Source organism: Amycolatopsis sp. WAC 01376, assembly GCF_003947415.1.
Taxonomy (GTDB): domain Bacteria; phylum Actinomycetota; class Actinomycetes; order Mycobacteriales; family Pseudonocardiaceae; genus Amycolatopsis.
In genome coordinates, this window is record NZ_QHKL01000004.1 from 485,028 (window position 1) to 497,767 (window position 12,740).

The following is a 12,740-nucleotide window of genomic DNA, read 5'->3' on the forward strand; positions in this document are numbered from 1 at the left end:
TTGTCCAGTACGAGCGAGGGGGACCGAGTGCCGGAGGCGCTGAGCCGGTTGAACCGGGCGAAGCTCTACGAGCAGGTCATCGAGCGGATCAAGGCGCACGTCGAGGAGTCCGGCCTGCACGCGGGCGACAAGCTCCCCAGCGAACGCGACCTCGCCGAGCGGCTCGGGGTCAGCCGCGCGTCGATCAAGCAGGCGATCGTCGTCCTCGAAGTACAGGGACTGCTCGAGTCCCGCCACGGCGGGGGCACCTACCTGCGCAACGATCACCTCGACGTCGAACCGGTCGACGAACTCGTGGCGCGCCGCAGCCGGCTCCCGGAAGTGCTCGAAGCCCGCGAGGCGATGGAGACCAAGCTCGCGGAACTCGCCGCCCTTCGGCGCTCCGACGCGGATATCGCCGCCATCGACGCGGCGCTGGCGTACATGGCGACCGAGATCGGCGACGGCGGGCACGGCGAAGAAGGCGACCGCCGGTTCCACGAAGCGATCACCGCCGCCGCGAACAACAGTCTCCTCGCCGAGTTCATGCGCTCGATCGACGCGCAGATCGCGGAAAGCCGCAACGAGTCGCTACGGCAGCCCGGCAGGCCGTCCCGCTCGCTGAGCCAGCACCAGAAGATCGCCGACGCCATCCGGAACGGCGATCCGAAGGCGGCGGCGAACGCGATGCGACGGCATGTCCAGACCGTCAGCAAGGTCCGGCTGCTGACCTGGGATCCGCAGGCCGACTAGCGGCTATGAAGGGCTTTGCGCAGCCGCCGCAGCCCTTCGGCGATCGTCTCCGGCGCGTGCGTGGCGAACGAGAGCCGCAACGCCGACCGGTCCGGCTCCCCCACCTGGAACGCCGAGCCGGGCACGAAAGCGACGTCGTGGCGCAACGCTTCGGGAAGCAGCGAATCCGTGTCCGCGCCGCCGGGAAGGGTGACCCAGACGAACATCCCGCCATCCGGGTCGGTCCATGTCGTGCCAGGCGGCGTGATCGCGGGCAGCTCGGCAAGCATCGCGTCGCGGCGCACACGGTAGGTCGCGCACAGTTTCCGCACGTGGGCGTCGAGATCCGCGGCGGCCAGGTACTCGGCCGCCGCCGCCTGATCGACCGTCGAGGTGTGCAGATCGCTGGCCTGCTTGAGGATCGCGACGCGGCGCAGGAGTTCCTTCGGTGCCCGGAGCCAGCCCAGCCGCATCCCCGGGGCTATCACCTTCGAGAAACTGCCGAGGTAGATCGCGCGCTCGGCGAGTTCCGGGCGGGCCGACATCGGTTCTTCGCGTTCGCCGCGATACCGCAGTTCGTGGTACGGATCGTCCTCGACGAGCCAGAACCCGTGGCGCGCGATGACTTCCGCGAGCGCGCGACGCCTGCCGGGACTGATCGTCCGGCCGGAGGGATTCGAGAACGTCGGGACGAGGTACAGCAGCGACGGCCGTTCCCTGGCCGCGATCTCGTCCAGCGCGGCCGGATCGATCCCCTCCGAGTCGCCGGGAACGGGCACGATCCGCGCCTCGGCGAGCTGGAAGCACTGCAACGCGGACAAGTACACCGGTTCTTCCACCAGCACGGTGGCTCCGGGATCGAGCAACGCGGTGCTCAGCAGCTGAAGGCCCTGCTGTGAACCCGTGGTGATCAGCAGATCGTCCACAGTGGTCGCGAGCCCGCGACCGGCCAGCCGCTTCGCGAGCAGCTCGCGCAGCCGCGGATTCCCTTCGGTCGGCGAATACTGCAACGCGGACCTGTCGGCGAGTGCCCGGTCGAAGGCGGCGCGGAGGCCGTCCACATCGAACAGTTCCGGCGCGGGCATGCCGCCGGCGAAGGAGATCACGCCCGGACGGGCGGTGAGCGCGAGCAGATCGCGCACGGGAGAGCTGGTGACGCCGTCCATACGACGGGCGAGGGGAAGAGACATGAAGGCTCCTCGGGAGAAACGTGCGGCTCCAGTGCAGCAGCCGGGGATCTTCCCGCGCGAGCAAGCAACTGCCGCCAGGATATCAGCAGCCCGGCTCCCCTAGGCTCGTCCTCGTGCCTCTCGTGGAAATCACCTACGCGCCCCATCTTCCCGAAGCCAAGCTGCGTGAGCTCGGTTCGGTTCTGCCGCATCTCGTGTCCGTCGCCGTGGAGTGCCCCGAGGAGCCCTACGACGGCGACCTCCAGCCGGGCGACGTGGAACTGCGGTTCCGCACGCCGGGACCGTTCGACCGGTTCGGGCTCGATCTCCTGGTCGAGGTCCGCTCGAAGTGGTTCCCGAGCCGGGCGGACAACCGGCAGGAGCGGGTGGACCTGCTGCGCACGAGCATCGAATCCGCGACCGGCATCGACGACGTCGGCGTGTACCTCTCACTGCCCGTCGCGGCCTGGTCGCAATCGGACTAGCGCTCCCCGAACACGTGCCGCCGGACGAAGGGGCTGCGGAACTTCCCGTCCGGGTCCAGCTCGGTGGCCAGCGCCCGGAAATCGGCCAGCTTCGGGTAGTCCGCGGCGTGGTGGAACAGTTTCCCCCAGTGCGGCCGGACCCCGAAGGGCGCCAAACGTTCCTCCATGACGGGCAACAGCGCGCGGACCGCGTCCTCGTCCGGCTGCCAGGTGAAGTGCAGTGCCAGCCTGTCGCCGCCGTGGAACGGGCTGAGCCACAGGTCGTCCCCCGCGACCGTGCGGATCTCCGAGGTGAGCAGGACGGGCGCCAGCCGGTCCCCGATGCCGCGCATCGCCTCCATCGCCGCGACGGCGTGCCGGATCGGCACGAAGTACTCGGTCTGGAGTTCGTTCCCCACGCTGGGCGTGAAGTCGAGGCGGAAATGCGGGATCCGTTCGTGCCACGGCCCCGGGACCCCGAGCTGCCGCGTGCAGTTGTCCGCCGGGATACCCGCCGCGTGAGCGGGATGCCGCGGCCCGTCCGCCGCCTTCGCGCCGAAGAAGTCCGCGCCCGGCCGCCCCGGCCCCTTGACCCAGACCTGGTCGATCGTCTCGCGCGCCCAGTTCGTGAACAGGCTGACGCTGTAACCCGCGTCCTGGATCTCTTCGAAGTGTTCGTACGCCGACTCCCAGGGCAAGCCGTCGAAGACGTCCTGGCGGAGGTCGAACGACGGCACCAGATCGAGCGTCAGCCGGGTGACCACGCCGAGCGCGCCGAGGCCGACGACCACGCCGTCGTGCCGTGAGTACGTCTTCACCTCACCGTCCGCGGTGACCAGCTCCAAACCGGACACCGCCGACGCGAGACTCTGGTTGAGCCGCCCGGAACCGTGGGTTGCCGTCGCGACGGTGCCCGCCACCGTGCAGTGAGGCAGCGAAGCGAGGTTGGCCAGCGCGAACCCGGCCGCGTGCGCCTGGATGGCGACGTCGCCGTAGCGCGCCGCCGCCGGCACCGTGACCGTCGCCGCGTCACTGTCGAATTCAGCCACCGGGTCGAGCCCGGCGAGATCGATCTGGACACCGCCTGGGAAGTCCGCGATGTCGTTGAAGCAATGCCTGCTGCCCAGTGCCTTGACCGCCGTCGCCCTGGCGACGGCTTCCTGAACCTCTTCGACGGTCCGAGGGCGAAGAATGCGTTCTGCGGTGAAAGTCTGATTCCCCGCCCAGTTCGTCTCGCGCACCGAGCCCCTTTTCCTTACTGCGTCCGGCCCCCGAGCCTACAGCGGCTGACTTCCGCTCAGTGAGAGAATGCCCGGATGGCCGGAAACCTGTCCACGCCGGGCGCCAGCGTCACGTCACGGGCGTTCGCGCTGCTCGGCGCGTTCGACGTCGACCATCGTGAGCTGTCGCTGACCGAACTCGCGGGCCGCGCCGGCCTGCCGCTGCCCACCGCGCACCGGATCGCCCGCGAACTCGTGGGCCTGGGCGCGCTGGAGCGGCGCGAGGATCGGTACGCCATCGGCAGGCGGCTGTGGGACCTCGGCCTGCTCGCGCCCGTCCAGTTCGAACTGCGGCAGGTCGCCGCTCCCTTCCTCCAGGACCTCTACGGCGCGACCGGCGCCACCGTGCACCTCGGCGAGCGGGACGGCGTCCAGGTGCTCTATCTCGACCGGCTCTCCGGGAACGCGTCCGTACCGGTGGTCAGCCGGATCGGCGGACGGCTGCCGCTGCACGCCACCGGCGTCGGGAAGGTGCTGCTGGCCTGGGCTCCGGAGGACGTCCAGCGGCAGGTGCTCGCCTCCCTGACCCGCGTCACGCCGTACACCATCACCCAGCCCGGACGGCTCCGCGAGCAGTTGCGGCGCGTCCGCCGGGAGGGTTTCGCGCAAACCGTCGAGGAGATGAGCCGAGGCGCCTGCTCGGTCGCCGTCCCGATCCGGCCGTCCGGTGGCGAGGTCGTCGCGGCGCTCGGCCTGGTCGTCCCGGATCTGAGCCGCGGCCGGGCGAGGCTGGTTTCCGCACTCCAGGTCGCGGCCGCCGGAATCGGGCGAAGCCTGCCGCTTTCACTGAGTGGAAGCGAACGCTAGGAGTTCGCCCACCCGGCGGCCAGACTCCGGTCATGCGAACCCCAGTCGCCATCGTCGGCGCCGGCCCGGCCGGACTGCTCCTGTCGCATCTTCTCGATCTGGCAGGGGTCGAATCGGTGATCGTGGAGACCCGCTCGCGCGAGTACGTCGAGGCGCGGATCCGGGCGGGTATTCTCGAACAGTCCACAGTGGACCTCCTCCGCGAGACAGGCCTGTCGGACCGGCTCGACCGCGAGGGCGACGAGCACCGCGGCATCTACCTGCAGTGGCCGCGGGAGCGGCACCATCTCGACTTCGTGGACCTGGTCGGGCGAAGCGTCACCGTGTACGGCCAGACCGAGGTGACGAAGGACCTCGGCAAGGCGCGAGCGGCAGCCGGGCAGCAGATTTACTACGAGGTGGCCGACACCGCCGTCCACGACATCGAGACCGACCGGCCCTACCTCACCTTCACCGACGCGGACGGCATACCGCAGAAGCTCGACGCCGACCTCATCGTCGGCTGCGACGGCTCCTTCGGTCCTTGCCGCACCGCGATTCCCGACGCCGCGAAGCAGACTTGGGAGCGCACCTACCCGTATTCGTGGCTCGGTGTCCTCGCCGACGTCGCCCCGTCGACCGACGAGCTCATCTACGCCTGGCATCCCGACGGTTTCGCGATGCACTCCATGCGTTCGGCCACCGTCAGCCGGCTGTACCTGCAAGTGCCCAACGGCACCGACATCGGCACCTGGTCCGACGACCGGATCTGGGAGGCGCTCGCGACCCGGCTCGGCCACGGCCAAGACGGCTGGACCCTCACGCCAGGCCCGGTCACCGACAAGAGCGTGCTGCCCATGCGCAGCTTCGTGCAGCAACCCATGCGGCACGGCCGCCTGTTCCTCGCCGGCGACGCCGCCCATATCGTGCCGCCCACCGGCGCCAAAGGCCTCAACCTCGCCGTCGCCGACGTCGCCCTCCTCGCCCCCGCCCTGGCGACTTTGGTGCGGGACAAGGACTCCACGCTCGCTGACGCCTACTCCGACACCGCACTACGCCGGGTCTGGCGATGCACGCATTTCTCGTGGTGGATGACGACGATGCTGCACCAGTCGGACGATCCGTTCGACCGGCAACTCCAGCTTTCGCAGTTGCAGTGGCTGGCGCGGAGTGAGGCGGGGCGGGCGGGATTGGCGGAGAACTACGCGGGACTGCCGATTGGTTTCTGATTCGGATGAGCGGGTGGCGGGTTCGCGGCTTTCGCCGTTTGGCGGCAACGACCGGCATGGTCGAGCGGTGACCAGTATGGACAGGGCAGCTGTGACCCGATGCGGCGTTACCGGTGAACGGCAACGCCGCACCGGTGAACGCAAGCCGGCCACTCACCGCACCTCGTCGCCGTTTGGCGGCAACGACCAAGACAAGTTGGGAAACTCTGTCTGCAGGCGAGCCTTGATCGGAGCGGCGCGTCGCCATTTCGCGGCAACACCCGATATGGCCGAGCGCTGGCCGCCACTGACAGGGCAACCGCGACCCGGGCGGTCGCTACCGCTGAGCGACAACAACCAAACAAACCACAACCCACGGCCCACCGCCAAGCCCGGCTCGCCCCAACCGTCGCCATCCCGCGGCAACCCCACGCCCACGACCACAAGCCGGCCCCACCCCGTCGCCGTTTCACGGCAACGCCTCAGAACGGCAGGGAATCGGGTCGTGGCTCGTGGAGCGGCGGCGGTGTGCTGGTGTGGGCCTGCCCGGTGGGTGTGGTGACGGTGAGGCTGCCGTCGGGGTCGAGGCGATAGATCCAGCCGGGTTCGTCCTTCAGCCGGTGGTCACGACGGCAGTAGGTGACCAGATCGGCCACGTTCGTTTCGCCCTGGAACTGCCAGGGGATCGAGTGGTCCAGTTCGCAGGTGTGGGCGGCCCGGTCGCAGCCGGGTCTTCGGCACTCGCGATCCCGCACTCGGACGAACTCGGCCGTCGCCGCGTCGGGGCGATATCGCGTTCTGCCCAGGTCTTGGACTTGGCCGCTGAGCGGATCGGTGATGATGCGCCGGAGGACGGTGTCCGGTCCGGTGGCGATGTGACGGCCCAGTCCGGCCGGGATATAGCCGTGTCCGGCCATTTTCACGGGGTCGTCGTTCAAGCCCAGGTACGTGGTGAGATCCATGTACAGGAACACCTCGGCGCGCTCGGAGACGCCACCCTGTCCACCGAGAAGCAGATCGAGCGCGATATCGGCCCGGAGCTGGTCCATCGTCCGCGTATCCCCCTGGTTGCGAAGCGCTCGCGCTTCCCGGTGGATTCGTTGGTACGCCGCGGTGACCTTCTCGACCGGGCCGTCCACCACCTCGATCGACGCGACTCCGGCCTCGCCTTGCGCCATGGACAGGCGGCGGCCTTCCCTGCGCTCGGCCGTCCGTCTTTCGGCACCGGATCGGTCGGCCCTCGTCGCCGCGTAGCTCGCGGCCTTCCTGACCTGATCACTGTTCTTGTCCGGTAACCGCGACTCCAGTGCCGCATCGGCCACCAAGGAGTCCTCGTCGGACAACCATGCCGTCGCTTCGGCCACCTTCTGCGCGGCGAACCCGCTTACCTTTCCGCGGTCCATCAACGACAACGTCCGCGGCAGCCGCGACGTCAACGCCACCCCCGTCGCCACGAGAGAACCGGCGAAAGCGTCCACAAGAGACAGTTCCAGTGCCACTTCCTGCACCACACTCCGCACGCCGCCGCGCACCTTGCTCAACCGCGACAGCGCCCGATACCGCAGCGCCTCGATGCGTGCCAGCGCGACACCGGCTTGCTTCGCGACCAGGAGAGAATCCTTGTCGTCCAACGAATCGATTAACGCATTGATCTCCTCCAAACGTTCGGGATCGGCAATTACCTCGAGAACGGCCTTGAGTTCGGCCCCAGTGGTAGCCACGGAACGAACCTACAACCGGCCACCGACAAAACCGGAGCGAGCCTCAGCGCGCCAGACTGAGCCGTCGTTCCCGATGCGCTGTCATGTACACCGGCGTGTTCACGACCCCGTACCCGCGATACTCGCCGATCCGTTGCACCACCTCGAAAAACACCCGTGAGCCGACCAGTTCGGTGCAGAAGTGCAGGAACTCGCCGGACGCGTCCCGGTCATACAGCACCGAGTTTTCGCGCAGTGCCGACGAAAACGGGAGATCGAACCGCGCATCGAGGTCGTCGTAGTAGTTCCCGGGGATCGAAAGCAGTGGCGCACCCGCCTCCCGCATCGCACGCGCGACGGCGATGGCGTCGTCGCAAGCGAGAGCGATGTGTTGTGGCGACGGCACTCCCGGCGCCCACTCCCCTCGCCGCACCAGGGCGCTGTCCAACGTCAAGCGGACGTCCTGATCTCCGACCGCCCGGCTGCGCACGAGCCCGAACGGCGCCGCGAACTCCGAGACCGGTTCCGGCCGGAGGCCCAGCACCGAACGGTAGAACAGTGTCGCCTCGTCGAAGTGATCGAAGGGCTGGGTCAAGGCGATGTGATCGATGCCGGTGATCCCCAGCCCGGTCGGCGCGGTCCCGGACGGAACGAAGTCGCGCAACCATTCGTCGTTGCCACAGAAGAAGATCTCGGTCCCGTCCGGCGCGGCGACGGCGGACAGGTCCGCCTCGTCCGGGCCGTGTTCGCGGGGCAGCACCGGCGCGAGCAACGTCTCCGCGCGCCGCGCCGATCCGGCCGGGTTCGCGCTGGTCAGGCCGAGTGCGCTGATCGCACCCTCCTCGGTCGCTTCGTTCACCAGCAAGCGCGCCGATCCCTGTTGCCACAACTGGACCGGCTTCGTGCGATGGGTTCCGACGTGGGTGAAGCCGAGTCCCGCGAGCACCGTTCCCGGGACCGCGAGCTCCGCGAAGGCGTGCCCGTCCAGCCGAGGAGCCTCGGGAATCTCAAGGGTGCGAACGGATTCACGCAAAGCCACCAGTGATCGCATGGCGTCGACGGCCGCGGCGCGCGGGTCCGCCTGCCGGAACACGTCGTTGAACACCTCCAGCGAAAGCGGCCCTCGATAACCCGCCGCCAGGACGTGACCGGTGAACGTGGCCAGGTCGAACGCGCCCTGCCCAGGGAAGAGCCGGTGATGCCTGCTCCAGTGCAGCACGTCCATGTCCAGCATCGGCGCGTCGGCCAGCTGCAGGAAGAAGATCTTCTCCCCCGGAATGGTCCGGATCGCGCGGGGATCGCTGCGCCGCGAAAGGATGTGGAAGCTGTCGAGGCAGACCCCCAAGGCCGCGTGATCGGCCCGCCGGACGATCCGCCACGCGTGCTCGTACGTGTTCACGAACCGGCCCCACGCAAGGGCTTCGTAGGCGACACGGATTCCGCGCGACGCGGCCAGCGAAGCCAATTCATACAACTGCGAGGCGGCGAGATCATCGTCGTCGACGGCGTCGGGCGAGACCGACGAACAGACCAGGACGGTGTCCACGCCGAGTTCGGCCATGAGGTCGAACTTCCGTCGTGCCCGGCGAAGGTTCGACCGGAGCACGTCCGGCGGCACCGCCTCGAAATCACGGAAAGGCTGGTAGAGGTCGATCGTGAGGCCGAGATCGGCGCAGAGCCGCCGGATCTCCAAAGGCGACCTCCGTGACGCGATCAGGTCGTTCTCGAAGATCTCGACCCCATCGAAGCCGGCCGCGGCGGCCGCGGCGAGTTTGTCCTCTAGCGTGCCCGACAGGCAGACGGTCGCGATGGCGGTGTCACCGGGCATGGGCGGGTTTCCCTTCCAACGCTTCGAAATGACGGATCATCCGGTCGGCGTCCGGCTCCGCGCCGGTGAAGAGACGGAACGAGTCCGCCGCCTGGAAGACCACCATCCCGCCGCCGTGCAGCGTCCGGCATCCGCGCTCCCGCGCCTGTTTCAGCAGCGTGGTCTCCAGCGGCCGGTACACGATGTCGGCCACCCACATCCCAGGCCGCAGCGACTCGGCGGAAACCGGTGATCCCGGATACGCGGCCATCCCGGTCGGGGTGGCGTGGACGAGGCCGTCGGCGGTCCGAACGTCTTCGAGTGAGCCGGAAAGGGCGCGGTCGTCGCCGAACCGCTTTCGCAGTCCGGCCACCAGGGTCCCGGCGCGCGCGGAGTCGACGTCGTGGACGATCAGCCGTCCGGTTCCCAGCGAAAGCAGGGCATGGGCCACGGCGGCGCCCGCCCCGGCCGCGCCGAGGAGGACGACCGTGTCCATGTCGGCGTCGGGCAGTCCTTGGATGAGGTTGCGGGCGAAACCGGTCGCGTCCGTGTTGTACCCGGTCGCCACCCCTTCGCGGAACACCACCGTGTTCACCGCGCCGAGCGCCGCCGCGTCGGGCGCGATCTCGTCGAGGTACGGCAGCACCTGTTGTTTCACCGGATGGGTGATGTTGAGGCCGTCGAAGCCCGCGGTCCGCGCCGCGGCCAGCACCTCTCCGATCGGCATCTTCAGCACGTCGAGGTCGAGCCGCCGGTAGAGATAGCGCAGCCCGAGTTCGTCGGCTTCCCGTTCGTGCAGCGCCGGGCTCAGTGACGGCCCGATGCCGCTGCCGACCAGGCCGATGAGGTAGCTGGTCACCAAGATCCTCCGTGGATGCCGAGTCGAATTAATGTACGAACTAGTGAGTTCACTGTAGCGCGCACCGGCCGACGCGAGAAGGGCTGCGCTAGAGTGGGGCCTCCACCAGCGGTTCGGAGGGAGTCAGGTGGCCGCACCGTCGTCCGAGGTCGAGCGCCAGCGAGACAAGGAACGCACCCGCGCCGAGATTCTCGCGGTGGCCACCAGAGAGTTCGCCGACAAGGGTTACGCCGGCGCGAGAGTGGACGAGATCGCCGATCGTACGAGCACCACGAAGCGGATGATCTACTACTACTTCGGCGGCAAGGAGCAGCTCTACGTCGCCGCGCTCGAGCGGGCGTACGCGACCATCCGCGCCCTCGAACAGGATCTGGACGTCGACCATCTCGAACCCGAGGACGCGATCCGCCAGCTCGCCGAGCTCACCTTCGACCACCACGAGGCGAACCCGGACTTCATCCGGCTCGTGAGCATCGAGAACATCCATCACGGCGAGCACATCGCGCGGTCCGAAGCCTTGTCGGGTATGGCGAATCCGGCCCTCGACGTGCTCACCCGCATCCTCGACCGCGGCCGGGAAGCAGGCCGGTTCCGCGACGACGTCGACGCGCTCGACGTGCATATGGTGATCAGCTCGTTCTGTGTGTTCCGCCTCGCGAACCGGCACACCTTCTCCGCGATCTTCGGCCGCGACATGCTCGACCCCGCGCGCCGCGCCCACTATCGCCTGATGCTGGGCGACCTGGTGATCGAGTACCTGACGGCCTGAAATCCCCGCTCTTGACAACCGGGGCACCGTCTCGCACGCTGTATTAACTAACTAGATCGTACATTGCTGGATCGTACATTGGAGCGTCGACGTGGCCTCTCCCCCTCCTGTCACGCAAGGCATGCCCCGCAAGGCCGCACTGGCGGCCTGGATCGGCAGCGCACTGGAGTACTACGACTTCTTCATCTACGGAACCGCCGCCGCGCTGGTGTTCAACAAGGTCTTCTTCCCGGCCTCCTCCCCCGCCACCGGAACACTGCTGGCGCTGGCGACCTTCGGCGTCGGCTACCTGGCCCGCCCGGTCGGCGCGTTCGTGCTCGGGCACGTCGGCGACCGCCTCGGCCGCAAGAAGGTCCTGGTGTTCACGCTGTTGCTGATGGGCGCCACGACGTTCCTCGTCGGCTGCCTGCCGACCTACGCCTCCATCGGCGTGCTCGCCCCGATCCTGCTGGTGGTTCTCCGCCTGCTGCAAGGACTTTCGGCCGCCGGCGAACAGGCGGGCGCCAACTCGATGTCGATGGAGCACGCTCCCGCCCACCGGCGCGGGTACTACACGAGCTTCACCCTCAGCGGCACCCAGGCCGGCCAGATCCTCGCCACCGCGGTGTTCCTCCCGATCGCCGCGCTCCCCCAGGAACAGTTGCTCACCTGGGGCTGGCGGATCCCGTTCTGGTGCAGTGCCGTCGTGGTGGTGGTCGGCTTCGTGATCCGCCGCAAGATCGACGAGACCCCGGTGTTCGAACAGAACCGCTCCGACGTCGCCAAACTGCCGGTCGCCGTCCTCTTCCGGACGCACTGGAAGGACGTGCTCCGCGTCGTCGCCGCGGCCACCATCGCCTCCGTCAGCACGATCTTCACCGTCTACGCGCTGAGCTACGCGGTCAACACGGTCGGGCTCGAACGCGGGCCGATTCTGTGGGTCGGCGTACTGGCCAATGTCGTCGCACTGCTCGCGATCCCCTTCCTGGCAGGGCTTTCCGACCGGATCGGCCGCAAACCGGTGTTCATCGCGGGCTGTCTCGCCTGTGCCGTGCTGATCTTTCCGTACCTGTGGTCCATTTCGGACGGTTCGTATCCGCTGATCTTCGCGCTCGGCATTCTGCTGTTCGGTGTCGCCTACAGTGCTGTCAACGGGGTGTGGCCGTCGTTCTACGGTGAGATGTTCAGTGCGAAGGTCCGCCTTTCGGGGATGGCGATCGGCACCCAGATCGGGTTCGCCATCGCCGGGTTCGCCCCCAGCGTGGTGGCCGCGATCGGCTCGGGGAAGGAAGACTGGCTCGGCGTCGCCGTCTTCACCGCCGCGGTCTGCCTGCTCAGTGCCACGGCGGCGCTCACCGCCCGCGAGACGCACCGCGTTCCGACCGAGGACCTCGGGACGGCCGCTCAGAACCCCGGCCAGCCTCGTCGCAGGAAGACGAAAGCGGCGTCCAGTGCCGCGGCGGGATCCGGCTCGGCCCCGGCGAGGTCCGGGACCTCCAGGACATAGCGGGCCAGCAACCGCACGGAGAAATCGTCCTGTCCGGCCTCTTCGGCGATGACCTTCGTGAGCGCGTCCTCGCAGCCCGTCCACAATGTCCTGGCGTAGGCGCGCAGGGCCGGGGTGGCGATCACCAGATCCGCGACCCGGCGCGCCAACGGGCTGGGATCCGGATCAAACGGGCCGCGAGTCGCGAGGAAGCCCCGCAAGGCTTCCAGGATCGAGACGCCCTCGGCGCGTTCGCGCACGGCGGCGGCGATTGCCACCTCGCGTTCCTGCCCGTGGCCGAGGACCAGCGCCTCCTTGCCGCCGGGGAAATGCGCGAACAGCGTGGACACCGCCGTGTCCGCGCTGTCCGCGATCTCCGCGACGGTGACGTTGTCGAAACCCCGTTCCAGGAACAGTTCTCGCGCCGCCTCCGACAGGGCCTGGCGGGTCGCCGCCTTCTTGCGTTCACGCCTGCCCGGCTCGGTCGGTCCCATGCGATCACCTTACATCGAAGTCACTCCG

Annotated in this window: 12 protein-coding genes; 6 read left to right on the forward strand and 6 right to left on the reverse strand. The window is 68.5% G+C overall.

Annotation, left to right across the window (positions count from 1 at the left end; translation table 11 throughout):
• Positions 1 to 27: 27 nt before the first annotated feature.
• Entirely contained in the window at positions 28 to 732 is a 705-nt protein-coding gene (locus DMH03_RS24885; protein ID WP_125794406.1) for a FadR/GntR family transcriptional regulator, read from the forward strand.
• Here the strand turns inward: DMH03_RS24885 and DMH03_RS24890 are convergent.
• Positions 729 to 1,901 (reverse strand): PLP-dependent aminotransferase family protein, encoded by a 1,173-nt coding sequence (locus DMH03_RS24890; RefSeq protein ID WP_233611619.1) that lies wholly within the window; start codon positions 1,899 to 1,901, stop codon positions 729 to 731. The two genes, DMH03_RS24885 and DMH03_RS24890, sit on opposite strands and share 4 nt — an antisense overlap.
• Positions 1,902 to 2,014: 113 nt before the next feature.
• On the opposite strand from DMH03_RS24890, the gene DMH03_RS24895 reads away from it, so the two are divergent.
• Complete coding sequence (locus tag DMH03_RS24895) at positions 2,015 to 2,365, forward strand: hypothetical protein (protein ID WP_034316452.1); 351 nt, start codon at positions 2,015 to 2,017, stop codon at positions 2,363 to 2,365.
• Here the strand turns inward: DMH03_RS24895 and DMH03_RS24900 are convergent.
• Entirely contained in the window at positions 2,362 to 3,585 is a 1,224-nt protein-coding gene (locus DMH03_RS24900) for an FAD-binding protein (RefSeq protein WP_125794407.1), read from the reverse strand. The two genes, DMH03_RS24895 and DMH03_RS24900, sit on opposite strands and share 4 nt — an antisense overlap.
• Before the next feature lie 75 nt (positions 3,586 to 3,660).
• Between DMH03_RS24900 and DMH03_RS24905 the strand changes: the two genes are divergently transcribed.
• On the forward strand, positions 3,661 to 4,431 hold the full coding sequence (locus tag DMH03_RS24905) for an IclR family transcriptional regulator (protein ID WP_125794408.1): 771 nt from the start codon (positions 3,661 to 3,663) through the stop codon (positions 4,429 to 4,431).
• Between the two features lie 32 nt (positions 4,432 to 4,463).
• Entirely contained in the window at positions 4,464 to 5,639 is a 1,176-nt protein-coding gene (locus DMH03_RS24910; protein ID WP_125794409.1) for a 4-hydroxybenzoate 3-monooxygenase, read from the forward strand.
• Between the two features lie 461 nt (positions 5,640 to 6,100).
• Here DMH03_RS24910 and DMH03_RS24915 read toward each other — a convergent pair whose 3' ends face one another.
• The 3 genes from DMH03_RS24915 to DMH03_RS24925 form a co-directional block, all read right to left on the reverse strand.
• Positions 6,101 to 7,258 (reverse strand): HNH endonuclease signature motif containing protein, encoded by a 1,158-nt coding sequence (locus DMH03_RS24915; RefSeq protein ID WP_125794639.1) that lies wholly within the window; start codon positions 7,256 to 7,258, stop codon positions 6,101 to 6,103.
• A 124-nt stretch (positions 7,259 to 7,382) separates the two neighbouring features.
• On the reverse strand, positions 7,383 to 9,146 hold the full coding sequence (locus DMH03_RS24920; RefSeq protein WP_125794410.1) for a bifunctional sugar phosphate isomerase/epimerase/4-hydroxyphenylpyruvate dioxygenase family protein: 1,764 nt from the start codon (positions 9,144 to 9,146) through the stop codon (positions 7,383 to 7,385).
• Entirely contained in the window at positions 9,136 to 9,984 is an 849-nt protein-coding gene (locus DMH03_RS24925; protein WP_125794411.1) for a shikimate dehydrogenase, read from the reverse strand. The genes DMH03_RS24920 and DMH03_RS24925 overlap by 11 nt, the downstream gene beginning before the upstream one ends.
• A gap of 127 nt (positions 9,985 to 10,111) precedes the next feature.
• Between DMH03_RS24925 and DMH03_RS24930 the strand changes: the two genes are divergently transcribed.
• Complete coding sequence (locus DMH03_RS24930) at positions 10,112 to 10,753, forward strand: TetR/AcrR family transcriptional regulator (protein ID WP_125794412.1); 642 nt, start codon at positions 10,112 to 10,114, stop codon at positions 10,751 to 10,753.
• A 121-nt stretch (positions 10,754 to 10,874) separates the two neighbouring features.
• On the forward strand, positions 10,875 to 12,239 hold the full coding sequence (locus tag DMH03_RS24935; RefSeq protein ID WP_125794640.1) for an MFS transporter: 1,365 nt from the start codon (positions 10,875 to 10,877) through the stop codon (positions 12,237 to 12,239).
• Here the strand turns inward: DMH03_RS24935 and DMH03_RS24940 are convergent.
• Positions 12,137 to 12,712, reverse strand: a complete 576-nt coding sequence (locus tag DMH03_RS24940) for a TetR/AcrR family transcriptional regulator (RefSeq protein WP_125794413.1) — start codon at positions 12,710 to 12,712, stop codon at positions 12,137 to 12,139. The genes DMH03_RS24935 and DMH03_RS24940 overlap by 103 nt on opposite strands.
• Between the last annotated feature and the right edge of the window lie 28 nt (positions 12,713 to 12,740).